The sequence below is a fragment of the Agriterribacter sp. genome, from assembly GCF_035497235.1.
GTDB lineage: Bacteria > Bacteroidota > Bacteroidia > Chitinophagales > Chitinophagaceae > Agriterribacter.
In genome coordinates, this window is record NZ_DATJEB010000049.1 from 115227 (window position 1) to 135064 (window position 19838).

16 protein-coding genes are annotated in these 19838 nt (G+C 42.4%); 13 read left to right on the forward strand and 3 right to left on the reverse strand.

The features are described from left to right. Positions 1-15: 15 nt before the first annotated feature. Positions 16-333: a peptidase associated/transthyretin-like domain-containing protein gene (locus tag VL121_RS16660; protein ID WP_325407415.1), complete on the reverse strand. Its 318-nt coding sequence runs from the start codon at positions 331-333 to the stop codon at positions 16-18. A 377-nt stretch (positions 334-710) separates the two neighbouring features. Here VL121_RS16660 and VL121_RS16665 point away from each other — a divergent pair, with 377 nt between their 5' ends. The 8 genes from VL121_RS16665 (at position 711) to ytxJ (ending at position 12988) form a co-directional block, all read left to right on the forward strand. Next, positions 711-2609: a toprim domain-containing protein gene (locus tag VL121_RS16665; protein WP_325407417.1), complete on the forward strand. Its 1899-nt coding sequence runs from the start codon at positions 711-713 to the stop codon at positions 2607-2609. Positions 2610-2669: 60 nt separating this feature from the next. Beyond that, positions 2670-3503, forward strand: coding sequence for a DUF1835 domain-containing protein (locus VL121_RS16670; protein WP_325407419.1), 834 nt, complete (start codon positions 2670-2672; stop codon positions 3501-3503). A gap of 1 nt (position 3504) precedes the next feature. After that, a complete protein-coding gene (locus tag VL121_RS16675; RefSeq protein ID WP_325407421.1) occupies positions 3505-3870 on the forward strand; it encodes a DUF4260 domain-containing protein in 366 nt (121 codons plus the stop codon). Between the two features lie 61 nt (positions 3871-3931). Then, positions 3932-6436, forward strand: coding sequence for a DNA gyrase/topoisomerase IV subunit A (locus VL121_RS16680; protein ID WP_325407423.1), 2505 nt, complete (start codon positions 3932-3934; stop codon positions 6434-6436). Positions 6437-6626: 190 nt separating this feature from the next. Then, positions 6627-7433, forward strand: a complete 807-nt coding sequence (locus VL121_RS16685; RefSeq protein ID WP_325407425.1) for an N-acetylmuramic acid 6-phosphate etherase — start codon at positions 6627-6629, stop codon at positions 7431-7433. Positions 7434-7727: 294 nt separating this feature from the next. After that, the gene (locus VL121_RS16690) at positions 7728-10712 is read left to right on the forward strand and encodes a SusC/RagA family TonB-linked outer membrane protein (protein ID WP_325407428.1); all 2985 of its coding nucleotides are present in this window, start codon (positions 7728-7730) and stop codon (positions 10710-10712) included. A 13-nt stretch (positions 10713-10725) separates the two neighbouring features. Then, entirely contained in the window at positions 10726-12402 is a 1677-nt protein-coding gene (locus tag VL121_RS16695) for a RagB/SusD family nutrient uptake outer membrane protein (protein WP_325407430.1), read from the forward strand. A 250-nt stretch (positions 12403-12652) separates the two neighbouring features. Continuing rightward, positions 12653-12988: a bacillithiol system redox-active protein YtxJ gene (gene ytxJ, locus VL121_RS16700; protein WP_325407432.1), complete on the forward strand. Its 336-nt coding sequence runs from the start codon at positions 12653-12655 to the stop codon at positions 12986-12988. An 83-nt stretch (positions 12989-13071) separates the two neighbouring features. Here ytxJ and ahcY read toward each other — a convergent pair whose 3' ends face one another. Next, positions 13072-14397 (reverse strand): adenosylhomocysteinase, encoded by a 1326-nt coding sequence (ahcY, locus tag VL121_RS16705; protein WP_325407434.1) that lies wholly within the window; start codon positions 14395-14397, stop codon positions 13072-13074. A 155-nt stretch (positions 14398-14552) separates the two neighbouring features. Here ahcY and VL121_RS16710 point away from each other — a divergent pair, with 155 nt between their 5' ends. From VL121_RS16710 to VL121_RS16725, 4 genes are all read left to right on the forward strand, one after another. Continuing rightward, the gene (locus tag VL121_RS16710) at positions 14553-15053 is read left to right on the forward strand and encodes an Lrp/AsnC family transcriptional regulator (protein WP_325407436.1); all 501 of its coding nucleotides are present in this window, start codon (positions 14553-14555) and stop codon (positions 15051-15053) included. A 193-nt stretch (positions 15054-15246) separates the two neighbouring features. Then, the gene (locus VL121_RS16715; protein ID WP_325407439.1) at positions 15247-15762 is read left to right on the forward strand and encodes a DUF7935 family protein; all 516 of its coding nucleotides are present in this window, start codon (positions 15247-15249) and stop codon (positions 15760-15762) included. Positions 15763-15903: 141 nt separating this feature from the next. Next, positions 15904-16605, forward strand: coding sequence for a MotA/TolQ/ExbB proton channel family protein (locus tag VL121_RS16720; RefSeq protein WP_325407441.1), 702 nt, complete (start codon positions 15904-15906; stop codon positions 16603-16605). Positions 16606-16830: 225 nt separating this feature from the next. Continuing rightward, the gene (locus VL121_RS16725; RefSeq protein WP_325407443.1) at positions 16831-17226 is read left to right on the forward strand and encodes an ExbD/TolR family protein; all 396 of its coding nucleotides are present in this window, start codon (positions 16831-16833) and stop codon (positions 17224-17226) included. Here the strand turns inward: VL121_RS16725 and prmC are convergent. Then, entirely contained in the window at positions 17219-18112 is an 894-nt protein-coding gene (gene prmC / locus VL121_RS16730; protein WP_325407445.1) for a peptide chain release factor N(5)-glutamine methyltransferase, read from the reverse strand. The two genes, VL121_RS16725 and prmC, sit on opposite strands and share 8 nt — an antisense overlap. A 397-nt stretch (positions 18113-18509) precedes the next feature. On the opposite strand from prmC, the gene VL121_RS16735 reads away from it, so the two are divergent. Next, entirely contained in the window at positions 18510-19829 is a 1320-nt protein-coding gene (locus VL121_RS16735) for a TolC family protein (protein WP_325407448.1), read from the forward strand. Positions 19830-19838: the final 9 nt, after the last annotated feature.

Below are 19838 nucleotides of genomic sequence, written 5' to 3' on the forward strand. Positions count from 1 at the left end.
ATTAGCAATTTGCTACTACTGTTCTAATGCAATTTCTCCAACGTCTGTTGATTCTCCGTCCTTAACTTCTACACCTTCTTTAGATGCATTTTTGTAAGGAGCGTTAGCTTCAATGATCACTTTATAGGTTCCTGGCTTGGCATCGGTAATTTCAAACGCGCCGTTTGCAATATCTGCCTTGAGCGTATCTGTACCCGAAATGGCCCATGCTCTTACAGCAGCGTCTGCCGGTTTAACTGTACCTTTAACTGAACCGTTTGTAATCACGTTAAACGCAAATAATCCTGCGGCAACAATACTAAGTGCCGCTAATGTGAGCCTTGCTTTTTTCATAATGCTGGAATTTATTGATTTTGTAATTGGTTACAGTTTTATCTTATTCCAGGGGGATGTAAAATCAGGAGGGATACGCTATTAAAGACAACTACTATGCCAAAAAATATAACGGCACTATGTTAAGGTATGTTAACAGAAGCTTAGAAGTTAGTTATCAGTTTCCGGGTATGAGGTATGAGTATGCAGGATGTGAAGTATTGGCCTGTAAAACCTGATAGCTAATTGCTGAAGGCTAATCGCTTCGTTATGCACAAGGGTGTATATTCTGCTAAGGGGCTCTGATTTCGTTTTATTATATTTGCGGCGTCTTACAATTACTAAAATAATTAGTATACCTTTGCATGTTTTAAATGCACAGAATATAGAAATAACATATGGCGGAAACGAAACAAAACCTGTTTGATTATACAGAAGATTCGATAAGATCATTAGACTGGCGCGAACATATCCGGTTACGTCCCGGAATGTATATAGGAAAACTGGGAGATGGCAGCAGCCCCGATGATGGTATATATGTGTTGCTGAAAGAAGTACTGGATAATTGCATAGATGAGCATATGATGGGATATGGAAAACAGGTAGATATTGTGGTGGAAGGGAAAACGGTTACCGTTCGCGATTTTGGAAGAGGTATTCCATTAGGCAAGGTAGTGGATGTAGTAAGTAAGATCAATACCGGCGCGAAGTATGATAGCAAAGCTTTTCAGAAATCGGTGGGCTTAAACGGTGTGGGAACCAAGGCGGTGAATGCGCTGAGTCATTATTTTAAGGTGATGGCGATAAGGGAAGGCAAACAAAAAACCGCAGAGTTTGAAAGAGGCGTGTTGATAAAGGAATATAAAGAATCGAAAACAGATGAAACCAATGGCACCCTGGTAACCTTTATTCCTGATGATACGGTATTCCGCAACTTTCACTTTCAGCCCGAATATATTGATAACCTGTTGTGGAACTACTGTTACCTCAATGCCGGGCTGGTAATAACATTCAACGGCAAAAAGTACGTCAGCAAAAATGGATTGCTGGATCTGTTGCAGCGCAAAACCAATGCCGATGAAGTGCGCTATCCTATTATACATCTCAAAGGAGACGATATTGAACTGGCTATAACACACAATAACGATTACGGCGAAGAAATATTCAGTTTTGTAAACGGACAGTATACTACACAGGGCGGAACCCATCACCAGGCCTTCCGCGAAGCTTTTGTAAAAGTGATAAGGGATTTTTATAAGAAGGATTATGATTTTACAGACATCCGGCAAAGTATTGTGGCTGCTGTGGCAGTGAGGGTGGTTGAACCCGTATTTGAAAGTCAAACCAAAACCAAACTGGGCTCGCAGTACATGCAGGAAGGCGGCGTGAGCATGAAGAATTTCGTGCATGAATTTCTTTCTAAGGAACTGGATAACTTTTTGCATAAAAACCATGCTATCGCTGAAGCCTTAAAAAAGCGGATTGAGCAAAGTGAAAGAGAACGCAAGGAATTGGCAGGCATAAAAAAATTAGCCAATGAAAGAGCTAAAAAAGCCAATTTGCACAATCGCAAACTACGCGATTGCCGGATCCATTTAAATGATGATCCGCCTAATAATAAGAGTAAGCAAGCTTTTCATGAACGCCAGTTAGAGAGTACTATTTTTATTACGGAAGGCGATTCGGCAAGCGGCTCCATTACCAAAGCCCGCGATGTGGAAACGCAGGCCGTATTCAGCCTCAGGGGTAAACCCTTAAACTGTTACGGACTCACTAAAAAAGTGGTATATGAAAATGAAGAGTTTAACCTGCTGCAGCACGCCTTAAATATTGAAGATGGTATTGAAGGGTTAAGATACAACAATATTGTAGTGGCAACAGATGCCGATGTGGATGGCATGCACATCAGGCTGCTGCTGCTCACCTTCTTTTTGCAATTTTTTCCCGACCTGGTAAAGAACGGGCATGTATACATTCTTGAAACGCCCCTGTTCAGGGTACGCAACAAGCAGGAAACCATTTATTGCTATGATGAAACGGAAAAGCAGGCCGCCATAAAAAAATTAGGGGCCAAGCCCGAGATTACGAGGTTTAAAGGTTTGGGCGAAATTTCACCGGATGAATTTGTGCGGTTTATTAGTTCGGATATGCGCAAGCAGCCGGTAATGGTTATGCCGGAAACACATTTGCAGCAGTTGCTGGAATATTATATGGGCAAAAATACACAGGACAGGCAGGAATTTATTATTGAAAACTTACGGGTAGAAATAGATATTGCAGAAGATGTGAAAGTGTAGTAGTAGAATGCCCCCCGGCATAATAATGGATTGTACTTTTTCTGATTTCAAAATGATTACATGATACATATTGTTTTTAATGAAGCGGATACAGCGGTTTTAAACAAAGCCATAGAACTGGATGAAACCCTGCAGGGAAAAGTAGTACAAATAAAAGATGATTATGCTGTTGGACCTTTGGCTAATATATACATTGGCGAAGGTATAGCGGCAAGAAAGGCCTGGTGGATGCAGGTACTGGCCGGCGGCGATTATGACGGAAAAGCGGAAGATGGTTCTGTAGATGATTATAAAACCATAGCGGAGCTGGTGGGTGAACTTCACCGCAATCCTGAAGAAATAGTATGGATTTGGGCGGCGCAGAATAAGCATGATGTGAGCGGTTATTACTGGCTGCTGCATTTTGTAAAAGCGTTCCAGGGCAGGGTGTTCATCCTCTATCTCAATAATCTCCCGTTTTTCAACGAAAAAGGGAGTATTTTTTATCCGTCCTGGCTGCATACCATTCCCCCAAAAGAATTTTTAAAAGCCAAAAAGCTGGCGCGTCCCATTACACTAAGCGAGTTTGAGGTTGATCCCGATGAATGGATACGGCTTTGCAATGAAAATAAAGGGGTACGCATACTGGAGGGCGGAAAGAAATTAGTGCAGCATGCGTATGATTTTTATGACGCGGATATAAAACGCTTCATTACAAAAGACTGGCAGAAGGCGGGTAAAATAATTGCCCAGTTTTTATCAAAGCATAAGCATACTACCGGTGATGCTTATTTGTTGTGGAGACTGAAATTAATGGTAACTAACGGGGAATATGATGTACAGGGTGAGTTGAAGAATATGAAAGATTTTGAGATCAAACACAAAACCGGTGTTACAGAACAGGTAAATGGATAAGATGAAATTAATTTTAAAATGGGAAGAGCTGGTTTTATTTGCATTAAGCATATATGCCTTATACGATATGCATGTACAATGGTGGGTATACCTTTTATTGTTTTTAGGGCCGGATACCAGTATGCTGGGATATGCTGCGGGTAACAGGGCCGGCGCCATTTCGTATAATCTTTTTCATCATAAAGGTATTGCCGCTATAGTTTTTATTGCCGGATGGTTATCCGGTATTGGTATTTTGCAGGTTACCGGCATCGTACTATTCGGTCATTCCTGTATGGACAGGGTGTTTGGCTATGGGTTAAAGTATTTTACGGGTTTTAAGTTTACGCACCTGGGAGAAATTGGAAAGCAGGATAGCGTTAAATAGAAATGGGGCGTTACCGGTTAACAACATGATTTAATAACAATTTATTTGTGGAACTAATTATATGAGCAAAGCACATTTTTTGGGCAATGAATCAGGTATACATGGTCAATATAAAACATGGTTTCTCGATTATGCTTCTTATGTTATCCTGGAAAGAGCTGTTCCGGCAATTGAAGACGGGTTAAAGCCGGTGCAACGGCGCATCCTTCATGCAATGAAGGAAATGGATGACGGCCGTTTTAATAAAGTAGCCAATATTATCGGACAGTCGATGCAATACCATCCGCATGGAGACGCTTCTATTGGAGACGCGCTTGTAAATATGGGGCAAAAAGACCTGCTCATTGAAACGCAGGGCAACTGGGGCGATGTGCGCACAGGCGATGATGCCGCCGCAGCCCGTTACATTGAAGCCAGGTTGAGCAAATTTGCGCTGGAAGTAGCTTTTAACGCCAAAACCACAGAGTGGCAACTGAGCTATGACGGAAGAAAGAATGAACCGGTAACGCTTCCCATGAAGTTTCCTTTGTTGCTGGCCCAGGGAGCCGAAGGCATAGCGGTTGGCTTATCTACCAAAATATTACCGCATAATTTTTGCGAAATAATTGAAGCGGCTATCAAACATTTACGCGGTAAAAAATTTGAATTATTCCCCGATTTTCAAACCGGGGGTATGATTGATGTAACGCATTATAATGAGGGGAAAAGAGGAGGAAAGATAAAAGTGCGTGCACATATTGAGGAACTGGATAAAAAAACATTAGTGATACGGGATGTGCCGCACGGGGTTACCACTACACAACTGATGGATTCTATTGTAAAAGCGAATGACCAGGGGAAAATTAAGATAAAAAAAGTTATTGATAATACCGCTGCCAGTGTGGAAGTGCTTGTTGACCTGGCCCCCGGTATCTCTACCGATATTACCATTGATGCCCTGTATGCTTTTACCGACTGCGAGGTAAGCATTTCGCCCAATGCCTGTGTGATCGTTGAACAAAAGCCTCGTTTTATAACCGTGCACGACCTGCTTCGCTCATCGGCCGAACTCACCAAAGCATTACTGGAAAAAGAGCTGCAGATAAAACTGGCGGAGCTACAGGAGAAATGGCATTATACTTCCCTCGAAAAAATATTCTTTGAAGAAAAAATATATAAAGAATTAGAAAAGAAGCATGAAACATGGGACAAAGTGCTGGTAGCCATTGACCAGGCATTTCTGCCTTTTAAAAAGTATTTGAAAAGGGACATATCTAAAGAAGATATTGTTAAACTAACAGAGAAGCCTGTACGCAGAATTTATAAGCTGGATATTGATGAGCTCAATGAACAGATTAAAAATATTGATAAGGAAATCAAACAGGTAAAATATGACCTGGAGAATCTTGTAGACTTTGCTGTGGGCTACTATCAAAATCTTTTAAAAAAATACGGTAAAGGCAGGGAGCGCAAAACGGAGATCAGGTTATTTGAGTCTATACAGGCCCAGCAGGTGGCTATTGCCAATGCCAGATTATATGTGAACCGTTCAGAAGGTTTCATTGGCACAGGGTTGAAGAAGGATGAGTTTGTTGATGATTGTTCAGACTTAGATGATATTATAGCCTTTACCAAAGCCGGCAAAATGAAAGTGGTAAAGGTGGCCGATAAAGTATTTATCGGGAAAGATATTCTGCATATCGCCATTTTTAAAAAGAACGATGAGCGAACCACTTATAATATGATCTACGTGGATGGAAAAACGGGGATCAGTTATGCCAAACGGTTTAATGTTACCAGTGTAACCCGCGATAAGGAATATGATTTGACCAAGGGGTCAGACAAAAGTAAAGTGCATTATTTTTCGGTTAATCCCAATGGCGAAGCGGAAGCCGTTAAAATTATACTCAGCCCCTCGTCAACTGCCCGCAACAAAGAACTTGAATTTTATTTTGAAGAATTAGAGATCAAAGGCAGGGGCAGCATGGGTAACCAGGTAACAAAGTATCCTGTTAAATCGGTAAAATTCAGGGAAGCCGGACGCTCCACCTTGAGCGGAAGGAAGTTATGGTTTGATAATACGTTTGGCAGGCTTAACACGGAAGAAAAAGGAGCATACCTGGGTATGTTCGATAGCGAAGACCGGTTGCTGATTATTTATAATAATGGCAATTATGAAATTTCCGACACGGAATTAAGTCAGCGTATTGACGGGGAAAAGGTATTGCTGATTCAGAAATTTGATCCGGAGAAAATAATAACAGCGGTTTACTTAGATAAGGAAAAGCTGCAATACAATATCAAAAGATTTAAGATTGAAACGACTACGCTGCGCAATAAATTTTTCTTTATAAAGGAAGGAGAGGGGAATACGCTTGAAGCCGTTACTACGGAAGCCGCGCCTGTGCTGGTAATGCAGAGTGGAAGAGGTGCCCAGGTGAGGAAAGCCAAAATAAAGGTGAACAAAGTAGTAGAAGTAATGGGCTGGAAAGCCGTTGGCGCCAAACTGGCGGATTATGCTAAAAGCACGGAAATGGAATGGGAAAAAAAGAAAGCGGAGGATAACCAGCAACCTGAGTTGTTTTAATGCGCTTGCAGCATGCTCAATGGGTATCCACTACGCTTTAATTTCTCTGGGAAAGGAACAGCATATTAAATTTGAAACCTGCTCATATACTACTGATATGTCAAACGTGAAATGTGAGATGTGAAAGTTCATTTCACGTTTCACATTTCACGATAACATACAGATATAATTTGATTGACTTAACACTACTATGATGCGAATTACAGAACAACCCTCTTTGTACCGGCACCTCGAAAAAATGACCGTAGAAGAGCTGACAGCACATATTAATAATGAAGACAAAAAGGTAGCGCTGGCAATAGAAAAAGCCTTGCCGCAAATTAATAAGCTGATCACCGCTATTGCAAACAAACTGGAGGCTGGCGGAAGAATGTTTTACTTAGGAGCAGGCAGTGGCGGCCGTCTTTCAGTATTAGACGCTATTGAGTTGCCTACCACTTATGGTATTCCAAAAGGCGTGGTAAACGTGGTATTAGCGGGTGGTGTGGAACATCTTATTGAAGCGCCTGAAGAAAAGGAAGATGATACGGAAGCAGGCTGGAATGCCCTGCAGGCATATGCTGTTTCGGATAAAGATATTGTGGTAGGCATATCCGCAAGCGGAACAACGCCTTTTGTACTGGCAGCTTTAAAGCAATGCCAGGCTGCCGGCGTTGCTACCGGTTGTATAGTAAGTAACCCCGGGTCGCCCATTGCAGCGGCCGCAGATTTGCCTGTAGAAGTTATTACAGGTCCCGAGTTTGTTACCGGAAGTACACGCATGAAATGTGGTACGGCGCAAAAAATGATCTTTGATATGATCAGCACCACTACTATGATAAGGCTGGGCAGGGTAGAAGATAACAGTATGGTAAATGTGTTACTGATCAATGATAAGATCACTGACCGGGCGGTAAAAATATTAATGGAAAAAGCAGGACTAACCGATTATAATAAGGCCAAAACCATTTTGCTGCAACATGGCAGCGTAAAGAAGGCGATGGATGCGCTGGGGTAGGTGTCAGGTTTCAGGTATCAGGTTTCAGAGTGTTACAGGTTGCAGGTTATAAGTTTCAGGGTTCAGAAAAACTACTAACAACGGGCTTGGTACACCTCTCTTACTTCTTACCCCTTACCAATGCATCATTTTCCTGCTGCAGTTTGTCTGTATGTAAGCGATAGAAGACCCGTAGCATGGTTATCCCCAAAAAAATTTCAAACGTTTGCACAACTTTGATACGTGTTTAAGTTCAAAAACAGTACTATGTTTACCTGCAATATATTTTTCTACAAACCAAAATTAAATACGCTTATGAAACAACGAATGCTTTGGTTGATGGTATTGTTACTGCCATTTTCTCTGTGTCTTTCTGCCCAGGAAGCTAACAAGGCTGTTTCAGGTACTGTTAAAACCGAAACCGGTGAAGCAGTTGCCGGTGCTTCTGTTACCGCAGAAAATTCCTCCAATAAATCAAAAACAACCGTTACCTCCAATGAGGAAGGGGTATTTACTTTTTCAGGCCTTGCCAATGGACGCTATACTTTTACGGTAAGCTATGTAGGTTATAGCACGGAAACGCTTACGGGTACTGTAGGCGATGCAGGGCTGCAGCTGCCTGTTGTATTAAAATTAGCTGCTCAAAGCCTGGAAGATGTGGTAGTGGTGGGCTATGGTACGCAACGTAAAAAAGATGTAACCGGCGCTGTAAAGTCGGTTAAAGCCGAGTCGTTCAACCGGGGCATTGTAAATAACCCGCAACAGTTATTGCAGGGTAAGGTTGCCGGTGTAAATATAACTTCATCTAACGGAGAGCCGGGTGCTCCCATAAATATTGTAATTCGTGGAGTTGCCAGCATTAGAAACAGCAGCGCGCCGCTGTTTGTGGTAGATGGCGTTCCTTTGGATAACGCCGGTACAGGTACGGGAGACGCGTTAAACTTTTTGAATCCGCAGGATATTGCTTCTATGGATGTGTTAAAAGACGCCTCTGCTACTGCCATTTATGGTTCACGCGGCGCTAATGGGGTGATTATCATAACCACAAAAAGAGGCAGGGCAGGAACATCCGTGTTAAACTTTACTACCAGCGCCGGCATCTCAAAAGTTGCCCGCAAACTCCCGGTGTTTTCAGCCGATGAGTTTAAAAAGCAGGTGGTAGCGGCAGGTGGCGATCTGGAAGATTTTGGCTCCTCAACCGACTGGCAGGACGAAATTTTCAGAACCGGTCATACGTATGAAAATAATTTAACGCTGAGTGGTGGTGCCGATAAGCTGGTATATTATGCCTCCCTAAACGCCCAAAACCAAACCGGTATTTTAAAAGGCAGTAAGATGAAACGGTACACTGGTCGTTTTAATGCCACACAGAAATTCTGGGACGATCGTTTATCTATTGATGTAAACCTTACCGCCACAAATACCAACAACCGGCGCCCTCCAATTGACGGTTTACTGGGAAGCGCCATTTCTAATAATCCTACTTTACCGGCGCGTGACGCGGATGGAAATCCCGCTAAATTTGAAAATGCCAGTAATCCTTTATTGGATTTGGAACTGTACAAAGACATTGCTTCGGTAAACCGTGTGCTGGGAAATATTTCTCCAACATTGCGAATTATAAAGGGACTTACCTATAAGTTGAATTTTGGCATTGATAATGCTACCACCACCCGCGATATCGTTAATTTTGCTAATGCCGTGCCTCAGCGGGATGGCAGGTTTGAGACACAGGGTATACAGTTGAGAAACCGGCTAATTGAAAACTACCTCACTTATACAACCGATCTTGATAAACATACCCTTTCTGCAATGGCAGGTCATTCTTACCAGAACATTTTCTATCAATACCGCAGCTCCAGCATTAACAAGCTGCCGCTTAATGACCTCGATCCTATATATAATCCGGGCATAGGACAGGAGCTGACCATGGCAAATAACAGGCCCACCGGCAACGCTAATATTGATGAATTGCAATCTTATTTTGCCCGTATTAATTACGCGTTCGATAACAGGTATTTGTTAACAGCAAGTTTCAGGATGGACGGATCTACCAAGTTTGGTGAGAACAATAAATACGGTTATTTCCCTTCTTTCTCACTGGGCTGGAATATTAAAGAAGAAGCATTCATGGCTAATTCTGTATTCAGCGCCCTTAAACTGAGAGGAGGCTGGGGCATGACGGGTAACCAGGAAATTGAGCCCAAGTCAACACAAGCCTTATTTAAAACAGAGGTTACATCAGGTACAAGCTATCCTTTATATCCAACCGGCGCCTATCCTCCCGGTACATTTTTTGTACGCTTTGCAAATCCTGACCTGCAATGGGAATCTACCAATCAGACCAATATAGGATTGGATTTTGGGGTATTAGGTGGCGACTTAAGTGGTTCAATTGACTGGTTTGATAAGATTACAGACAATATACTGCTATCTATTCCGCCCCAGGATCCGGTACAACCCGCCGGAACTACTTTTGCAAATATCCCCGGTATGAAGATTAGCAATACAGGTATTGAAATAGATCTTGAGTACCGGAAGAGAATTACCGGTAACCTGAGTTTCGCAATTGGCGGTAATGCATCGTTTATGAAGAATAAGGTTACCGGCTCTCCCTACCAGGTCATCTTCTCGGGCTCTGCTACCGGTTCAGGATTAACAAGCGCTACGCTCAACGGCTACATCAATGGTCATCCGATGGGATCCTTCTATCTACTTGATTTTATTGGAATTGATACCGATGGTATAAGCAAATATGCGGATACAGACAAAGATGGAATTATTACACCTAAAGACAGGATTATAGCCGGTTCTGCAGTACCCAAAACACTATATAACTTCTATGGCAACCTCTCTTATAAAGGATTTGATTTTACGGTGAACTTTAATGGGGTAAGCGGCAATAAAATATACGACAATACTGCTACTGCTAATTTCTATAAGACAAAGATTGCCAAGAACAGCAATACTACAACAGAAGCGGTACAGTATCCGGAAGAGTCAAAAAATAATGCAGCAGGTGTAAGTACGCGATACGTGAAAGATGGCAGTTACCTGAGAATGAACAATATGACATTGGCTTATAACTTTAGTACCGAACGCCTCGGCGTACAGAACTGGCTCACCGGTCTGAAATTGTCAGTAACGGCCCAGAACCTTTTCGTAATTACTAAATATGATGGGTTTGATCCCGAAATCAACACCGATAGATCTATGGACAAGGCGATATCCTATGGAATTGATTACCTGAATTATCCCAAGGCACGCTCTGTGATTTTCGGTTTAAATCTATCATTCTAAAATTTGATTGTTTATGACTAAGAAGACATTCTATATACTTTCGTTATTTATAACTGTACTTGCCTTAGGCAGTTGCAGTAAACTGAACGAACAGGTGCTGGACGAAACTTCCAGTACCGGCGCTACCGATAAAGACGTTACAGAAGGACTGATTGCACCGGTGTATGCCGTTTTACCCGGACTGTTTCAGCATACGCAATACTTTGCTTTGCAGCAAATATCTACTGATGAAGCTATTTTACCTTACCGGGGTGGCACCGATTGGGGAGATAACGGTATCTATATGTCGTTACACCGGCATGAAACCACCAGCTCAGACCCCAATGTCAAAAATGTTTGGAATAATATTATGCTGGGCATCTCACGTGCCATACTTGCCATTAATACCTTGCCTAAAAGCACTGATCCCAACGCACAGTTGTTTCTGGCGGAAGCAAGGGGTATGCGGGCTTATTATAACCTGTTAAGCCTCGACTTGTTTGGAGTTACGTTTGTTAAAGACGACCCCAAAATCAATTCGGTTATTTTGAGAGGTAACGATGCGGTGGAATATATTAAATCTGAGCTGCTGGCCATTGAACCCCTGGTACGTGAAGATACCGGCCCCGGCAGAATTACCAAACAGGCGGTTTGGGGCTTACTGGCCAGGTTGCATTTACAAGCTGCTGTTTACAGGGACATTTATGCGGCTTCATTTACATTTACCGGGGATGACATGGATAAAGCAATTCAATATTGTGACCAGATCATCAATTCAGGAAAATTCCAGCTTTCTCCTGAATATTTTGACATATTTGGTGATGCCAACCATACCAATAAAGAATTGATTTTCGCAGTAGATCAACGCGCAGATCTTAACGGGCATAACCGTATGGCTTACTTCTCTCTTTCAGGTGATCAATTTCCGTTGCCTGCATATACTGGCGCCAATGGCACTGATGGACCTGGTATTACTTCAGACTTCTATCAAAGCTGGGCACAGGCTTATGCACCCGATGATCCGGCTGATATGGATGGGCGTTTTTTCAAGCGCAACCTTGACACAACACAAACCTGCGTTCCGGCTGCAAACTTCTATATAGATCGTGGTATATTAAGAGGCCAGCAATATGGACTGATAAGAACAGGAGGTGTATTTGAAACATGCCCTAACGGTGATATGAAAGTGGGTAAGTTGTACAATAATACCCGTAACAGACCCGACCTGCCTGTTTTCTTTACCGAGCAAATCAACTTTTCGGACTTCAGCAACTATAACAATGGCTACCGTGTAGAAAAATATGAGTTCAGCCGCGGTTCTGTAAGCGGCAGGAATTTTGGAGAGCATGATATTGTGATTTTACGCCTGGCCGATATTTACCTGATGCGGGCAGAAGCCAGGCTAAGAAAAGGTGGGGGCGAAGCAGAAGCGCTGGCAGACGTGAACACCGTACGTGCTGCCAGAACAGCAAGAGTGGTTCCGCCGGCCTTAACAGAAATGAACTTAGATGTATTATTCCGTGAACGAGGATTTGAATTGTATTGGGAAAACGTTCGCCGTACAGATATGATCCGCTTTGGAAAATACGAAGGCACATGGACGGAAAAAACCAATTCAGATCCTAAGAAAAGGATATTCCCGATCCCGCAAAACGCGATTGATGGTGCATCTAACCTGCCCGATTACTTAGTACAGAATGAAGGCTATTAAAGTATTTTATAACTAATAATAGCTCCCGTCCGGAGATTGAACGTGCCATGCGCGGATTAATCTCCGGATTTTTTTATAATTTTCTTTGCACCCTTTGCTTCGTTGCGCGCTTTGCGTGAAATGGAGGTGCCCAAATAAAAACTACCGAAACCCCGCAAATCCCGTATCAGCGATTCAAAGCTTACCTTTGTGCCATTAGTTTCTTTTCGCACTTTGTATGTAACAAACACTAAACATCAAATTAGCAATTATGAACTGGAATATACTCACCACCGAAGCGCAATTAGCGGAAATACTTGAAAAGTCAAAAGGCAGGCCACAACTCATTTATAAGCATTCTACCCGCTGCGGTACCAGTTCCATGATAAAAAGCAGGCTGGAACGGTCGGCTATGCCGCCGGAAATAGATTTTCATTTTATTGACCTGATCGCTTACCGTGCGCTTTCCGGCAAGATAGCGGAAGAACTGCATGTGCGGCACGAATCACCACAGGTATTGCTCATTCAAAATGGAGAATGCACCTATCATGAAAGTCACTATGCTATTGATATGGAAGAAATAGCAGCCCGGCGCATGCGTGCCTGATATATAGGAGCTATCAGGTATCAGGTGGAAGTACCTTATACATCACACCTGATACTCATGCCTTATACCTTACGCCATCCTCTCTAATACCTGTACTGCTCTGCTTTATAGGGGCCTTCTTTTGGAATACCCAGATATTCAGCCTGCGTTGTGGTAAGTTCTTCCAGCTCAACACCTATTTTTTTCAGGTGCAGGCGGGCAACTTTCTCATCAAGGTGCTTGGGCAGCACATATACTTTGTTTTCGTAGTTTTTGTAGTTTGTCCAGAGCTCAATCTGCGCCAGTGTTTGGTTGCTGAAAGAGTTGCTCATTACAAAGCTGGGGTGACCGGTGGCGCATCCTAAGTTTACTAAGCGGCCTTCCGCTAATAAAATAATGTCTTTGCCATTGATATTATACAGGTCAACCTGCGGCTTGATCGTATCTTTAGTGCTGCCATAGTTTTTGTTCAGCCAGGCCACATCAATTTCAATATCAAAATGACCAATATTGCAAACAATAGCCTTGTCTTTCATTAATTTAAAATGTTCACCTGTTATCAGGTCGCGGCAACCGCTGGCTGTAACAATAATATCGGCTTCTTTTACCGCGTCAATCATTTTCTTCACTTCATAGCCGTCCATAGCGGCCTGCAAAGCGCAAATAGGGTCAATTTCGGTAACAATCACCCGGCAGCCTGCGCCCGATAAGGAAGCCGCAGAACCCTTGCCCACATCGCCATAACCCCCAACAACGGCTACTTTACCCGCCAGCATTACATCTGTAGCGCGGCGTATAGCATCCACAAGGCTTTCCTTGCATCCGTACTTATTATCAAATTTCGACTTGGTAACAGAGTCGTTTACATTGATAGAAGGAACGGGCAATGTGCCTTTCTGCATTCTTTCGTATAAACGGTGAACACCTGTTGTGGTTTCTTCACTCAATCCTCTTACATGCTGAATGAGTTCAGGGTATTTATCAAATACAATATTGGTGAGGTCGCCGCCATCATCTAATATCATGTTCAAAGGGCGATCGGCGCTGCCAAAAAATAAAGTTTGCTCAATACACCATTCCGCTTCTTCGTTGGTTTGTCCTTTCCATGCGTATACGCCAATACCTGCTGCTGCTATAGCGGCTGCCGCATGATCCTGTGTTGAAAAAATATTGCACGAACTCCATTTTACTTCCGCGCCCAGTTCAATTAATGTTTCTATTAATACGGCGGTTTGGATGGTCATATGCAGGCAACCTGCTATACGGGCGCCTTTTAAAGGCTGCTGCGCACGATATTCTTCACGGATAGCCATAAGCCCCGGCATTTCTGCCTCTGCTAATTTAATTTCTTTACGCCCCCATGCGGCAAGGCTGATATCTTTTATCTTATTCGGTAATGAAAAATCAATGGATGGAGAAACCGCTGACATGTTTAAATGATTTAGTGGATGTATAAATATATTTTTGCTCGCGTAATACCTGATGCTGCAAAACTACACTTATAGAACAGAATATTGTTGCATGCCTCATATTTGGGAGGAAAATATGTTTTTTTTAATTTTAAAGGATATTTATATAGTGTAGCATGAAAAAAACACAGCAAAAAGAAAAACTGCCTGTACAGCTTCCTGCGTTGGATGATAAGGATATCGCCATTTTACGGCTCCTGCAGCAAAACGCCCGGATAACGGTGCGGGAAATATCGGATGCCATACACCTGAGCACCACACCTGTGCATGAACGGATTAAAAGGATGGAGGAGGCCGGCGTGATCCGCCAGTATGCCACCCTGCTTGATCACACTAAAATAAAAAGAGGACTGATGGTGATTTGTTATGTATCGCTCAGGCAACATAATAAAACAGCAGGTGCCAAATTTATTAAAGCCATACAGGATATGCAGGAAGTAACTGAATGTTATAATATTTCGGGCGATTTTGATTTTATGCTGAAGGTAATGGTAGAAAATATGGATGCTTATTATGATTTTCACGTAAACAAGTTAAGCGAGGCCGAGAATATAGGACACGTTCAAAGCGTTTTTGTGATGGGTATTGTTAAACAAACGCATCAGTTGGTGTATTAGAGTGGTAAGGGGTAAGTAGTGAGTGGTAAGTAGTTAAAAAGAGCAGCAATCCCATCGTTAGTAGTTTTTAGCTGACGGATGATGACTTGATCTGAAAGCGCATAGCAGTTGAAAGGATTTATTTTTATTGCTTCTTTTCTTTAACACAACACAATACGCTTATTTTTGTTTATAAGCAGTACAAATTTGCAGCATGGACAACAACAGTATCATTATTTTGGCTATCGTAATTATTGTGGGGGTTTTAGGGGTTTATTTTTTTGCCTATTTCCGTGAAACAAGCAGTACTAAAAAGAGCCTGAAAAAGCCGGCTTATGACGCGGCGCTGCAATTACAGGCCTATGAGCGGCTCACCATATTGGCCGAGCGCATCTCCCTGAAAAACCTTATATCAAGGCTTTCGTCTGCACATATGGAGGCCTCGGATTATCACCTGCTGCTGGTGGAAAGCATTAAGCAGGAATATGAATACAATCTTTCACAGCAATTATATGTATCCGCGCAGGCATGGCAGGCTGTAACCAATCTTAAAGAGCAGAATATTTTTATTTTACACCAGCTGGCGCATACTTTGCCCGAAAAAGCTACAGGTATGGATTTGAGCAAACGCATCCTGGAACTGCTGGATGCCGATCCTAAAACTTCATTGCATAATATTGTGCTGGATGCATTGCGGTATGAAGCCCGGCAGGTTATGACCGGCGCCTGATTTGCTTTCTATATAAATTGTTAATAGAATAAGCCTGTGAGTTATAAAGAAAATAATCACACTATTTTCACGTTCGGCAAACTGGCTGATAAATTTGTTTATTTGTCATTACATTTGTCGCACTTTCAATAATACTATAATATGAGATTATTTTTCCTGCAGCTTGCTCCCGATTCTCTTAATAAAGCTTTAGCCAGCCAGCATGGTATTCCCGAGCCGGGTACCCAAATGAATCTTTGGGAACTGCTGCTGGCCGGTGGCTGGATTATGCTGCCCCTGGCTTTACTATTAGTAATAGCCATATTTTTCTTTTTTGAACGCCTGATCGCTATTCGTAACGCCGGTAAGTTAGATTATAATTTCATGAGCATTATCCGCGACCACATTGTTACGGGTAATGTTACGGCGGCAAGATCCCTGGCACGAAACACGTTTAACCCTGTGGCCAGAATGATTGACAAAGGATTGCAGCGCATAGGTAAACCCATTGAAGCCATTGAAAAAAGTATGGAAAACGTGGGGAAGCTGGAAATTTATAAAATGGAACGTAATATTTCGGTGCTGTCATTAATAGCGGGTATAGCGCCAATGTTTGGCTTTTTGGGAACCATTGTAGGAATGGTACAGTTATTTTACGGCATTTCCGCCACGGGTGAATATACGCTCAACACCATTGCCGGCGGTATTTACACAAAAATGATCACTTCAGCCAGTGGATTGATTATAGGATTACTGGCCTATGTGGGATATAATTACCTGAACGCGCAAATTGATAAAAATGTGAACCAGATGGAATCCGCCAGCGCCGAATTTATAGACGTGCTGCAGGAACCAACGAAGTAATGTGAGGAATTTGCAAATTTGAGAATTTGAAAATGAGTGTATCCTAACGATAAACTACAGATTATAAATTATAGTGTGAGGGTGAATAGAGAGGAGGGATTGCCATAAACAATAAACGGCAAATATTTGAAAGTGGGAGATAAGGAAGGACTTTATTTAACGTATTAAACCCATTTCTTTCAATCCACTTGCTTAACTTACTTTTACGTAACGAACATAGAAGCAATGAATCTGAGAAAAAAATTAAGGGATCACGCCAAAGTACATACCGATGCGCTCAATGATATATTGTTTATATTGTTGTTGTTCTTCCTTATTGTGTCTACGCTTGCCAATCCGAACGTAATAAAAGTATCGGCCCCTAAAGGAAAGAGCGACACCCAATCAAAACAAACGGTAGTAATATCTATAGATAAAAACAACCAGGCATATATTGGTCAAAAAAAAATTTCATTGAATGACCTGGAAAGTGAGTTGCAGCTTGTATTGTCCAAAGCCCCCGAAAAGCCTTCAGTGGTGGTAAATGCCGATACGGCGGGGCATTGGGGCGATGTATATAAAGTACTGCAAACCGCTAAAAAGTTAGGCGCCACAGCCGTGGCTTCTGTAAGCGCTAATTAGTTTTCGCGGCGCTTACCATACGGTCTTTTCCCTGCATGTCTTTGCGTACAACGGTATGGGTAAATCCTTTCTGAGTGAAAATATTTTTTACCGCCTCACCCATCGTTTCATGAATTTCGGTATAAACACAGCCATCGGGTTGTAAATGTTGCCCGGCAAAAGCAGCTATAGCCCAATAAAAAAGAAGGGGATCGTTGTCTTTCACAAACAAAGCCGCGTGGGGTTCAAAGTCCAATACGTTTTTATGCATGTCTGTTTTATCCTTTTCCGGAATATAAGGCGGGTTACTTACAATAATATCAAACAGTGGCAATGCATTTGTTTGAGCGGCATTTAAAAAATCTATTTGTAAAAACTGAACAGCGGTTTGCTGAGTTTTTGCATTTTGTTGCGCAACAGCCAGTGCTTTACTGCTAACATCTATTGCATATACATCACTTTCGGGAATGCTCTTTTTTAACGCCATGGCAATGCAACCACTACCGGTACCTATATCCAATATTGCCGGACTGCCCCCTGTTCCCTGCCCCTTGTAACCTGCCCCCTGCAACCTGTTCTTCTCATCCTTCATCACCCACTCCACCAGTTCTTCCGTTTCCGGGCGTGGAATCAGCACGTGTTCATTAACATATAGCGGCATACCATAAAACCATGCTTCGCCCACTACATATTGTACGGGCTGCTGCTGTAAGAGCAATGTGGTATAATGACTAAGGCGGTCTTCCTCCGCTTCCGGTAAGATTTGGTCTTTATGCAGCATACGCTCCATTCTTCCCAGTCCGGTAATTTTTTCCATTACCAGAGCAGCAACATTTTCGGCTTCCCGCCGCTCATATATACTATATAGCGCTTCGCAAACAAAGCGGTAACCTTCGTAAATGGTCATGTACAAAGATAGAACGGATAATGGTTACAAGTTACAGGGGGTGCATCCCAAATTGTAGTTCTGGATTAAAGGTTGGCAACCTTTGCAATAATTTGGGATGCATCTGTTACAGGGTAGCAGTTGCAAGGTTGGTGTAACTTGTTTAATATTGGCATTATTTCAGCAACGAGCGTAAGATGAGGCACGCGTTAATGATTCATTAACAAAAAAATTAAACAAACGTTTGATTTTTTTATATATTTAATTTTAACTTCGCCGCCTGATTTCCTTTCCCTGTCCTTTACTATTGCTTGCACATTGGATTAACCGGGAATAATGCAGGTACAACAAATTTTGTACCCGGCCGAATTTATTACCGGCTGGTATTTCATTAACAGATCGTATATATAATATATTTATGAGAAAAGGGATTGCTGTATTTTTAACGTGCCTGATTTTTATTTCCTTTCATTCCACGGCACAGCAACAAACTGATTCCTTATTGCAGGAAGCCACTTTACAAAACTGCATTGCGTATGCCGTGGAGAAGCAGGCTGTTGTACAGCAGGCGCAGATAGATGAGGCTATAACGGAAGAAGCCATTAAAAGTAAACTCTCCGAATGGTTCCCCCAGGTTAATTTCAATTATACTTTTCAACATAACTTCCAGGTGCAAACCAGTGTTATTGGCGGTAACCCGGTTAAGCTGGGTGTTGATAACACTTCGGGCTTAATGTTTACCCTTAACCAGGCTATCTTTAACCGGGATGTATTGCTGGCCAGCCGCACCCGCGCAGATATCCGGCAGCAGGCGAAGCAAAATACGGAAAGTGTTAAGATTGATGTTGTGGCCAATGTGTCCAAAGCATTTTATGATGTGCTCACAACGGAGCAGCAAATTAAAGTGTCGGATGAAAATATTGTTCGCCTGGAACGCAGCTACAAAGATGCCTATAATCAATACCAGGCAGGCATAACCGATAAAACAGATTATAAGCGGGCAGCTATTGCGCTCAATAATACAGTAGCCGCAAAAAGAAGTTATGAAGTGTTATTAAAGGCCCGCATTGAAAACCTGAAAGCGCAGATGAACTATCCTGTAGCCGCTCCGCTGCAAATAGTATATGACAGTACCGGGATGGAAAAGGAAATACTGCTGGATACCACGCAGGGGCCGGATTACACGAGGCGCATTGAGTACCGGTTACTGAGTACGCAGCAAAAACTGCAGGAAGCGAATGTGCTGTACAATAAATGGAGTTTTTTTCCGCAACTCTCTGCCAATGGCGCCTATAACCTGAATTACCTCAATAATGATTTCAATAAATTATATAATCAATCCTATCCTGCCTCGTACGCCGGGCTAACCCTGTCTTTCCCTATATTCCAGGGAGGGAAGAGGAAGTATGAGATACGGCAGGCACAGTGGCAGTTAAGAAGAACAGGTTTTGATATAGTAAACCTGCAAAATGCCGTAAATGCGGAATACAATAGCGCTTTGGCTAATTATAAGAGTAACTATGCCGGCTATATGGCAACAAAGGAAAATATGATGCTGGCAAAGGAAGTATATGATATTATTCAGCTACAGTACAAATCGGGTATAAAAACCTATTTGGAAGTAATTACATCGGAAACAGATTTACGCTCGGCACAAATCAATTACTATAATGCTTTGTATGAATTGCTGGCCAGTAAAATTGATGTGCAGAAGGCGCTGGGAGAGATAAGGTATTAATAGAGGTTT

Excerpts from the sequence above, each read along its gene's own strand:
- VL121_RS16675 (WP_325407421.1), top strand. The coding sequence starts at position 3,505 with ATGAAATTAATTTTAAAATGGGAAGAGCTGGTTTTATTTGCATTAAGC.
- VL121_RS16680 (WP_325407423.1), top strand. The coding sequence starts at position 3,932 with ATGAGCAAAGCACATTTTTTGGGCAATGAATCAGGTATACATGGTCAA.
- VL121_RS16670 (WP_325407419.1), top strand. The coding sequence starts at position 2,670 with ATGATACATATTGTTTTTAATGAAGCGGATACAGCGGTTTTAAACAAA.
- VL121_RS16695 (WP_325407430.1), top strand. The coding sequence starts at position 10,726 with ATGACTAAGAAGACATTCTATATACTTTCGTTATTTATAACTGTACTT.
- VL121_RS16715 (WP_325407439.1), top strand. The coding sequence starts at position 15,247 with ATGGACAACAACAGTATCATTATTTTGGCTATCGTAATTATTGTGGGG.
- ytxJ (WP_325407432.1), top strand. The coding sequence starts at position 12,653 with ATGAACTGGAATATACTCACCACCGAAGCGCAATTAGCGGAAATACTT.
- VL121_RS16685 (WP_325407425.1), top strand. The coding sequence starts at position 6,627 with ATGATGCGAATTACAGAACAACCCTCTTTGTACCGGCACCTCGAAAAA.
- VL121_RS16665 (WP_325407417.1), top strand. The coding sequence starts at position 711 with ATGGCGGAAACGAAACAAAACCTGTTTGATTATACAGAAGATTCGATA.
- ahcY (WP_325407434.1), bottom strand. The coding sequence starts at position 14,397 with ATGTCAGCGGTTTCTCCATCCATTGATTTTTCATTACCGAATAAGATA.
- VL121_RS16735 (WP_325407448.1), top strand. The coding sequence starts at position 18,510 with ATGAGAAAAGGGATTGCTGTATTTTTAACGTGCCTGATTTTTATTTCC.
- VL121_RS16710 (WP_325407436.1), top strand. The coding sequence starts at position 14,553 with ATGAAAAAAACACAGCAAAAAGAAAAACTGCCTGTACAGCTTCCTGCG.
- VL121_RS16660 (WP_325407415.1), bottom strand. The coding sequence starts at position 333 with ATGAAAAAAGCAAGGCTCACATTAGCGGCACTTAGTATTGTTGCCGCA.
- VL121_RS16725 (WP_325407443.1), top strand. The coding sequence starts at position 16,831 with ATGAATCTGAGAAAAAAATTAAGGGATCACGCCAAAGTACATACCGAT.
- VL121_RS16720 (WP_325407441.1), top strand. The coding sequence starts at position 15,904 with ATGAGATTATTTTTCCTGCAGCTTGCTCCCGATTCTCTTAATAAAGCT.
- prmC (WP_325407445.1), bottom strand. The coding sequence starts at position 18,112 with ATGACCATTTACGAAGGTTACCGCTTTGTTTGCGAAGCGCTATATAGT.
- VL121_RS16690 (WP_325407428.1), top strand. The coding sequence starts at position 7,728 with ATGAAACAACGAATGCTTTGGTTGATGGTATTGTTACTGCCATTTTCT.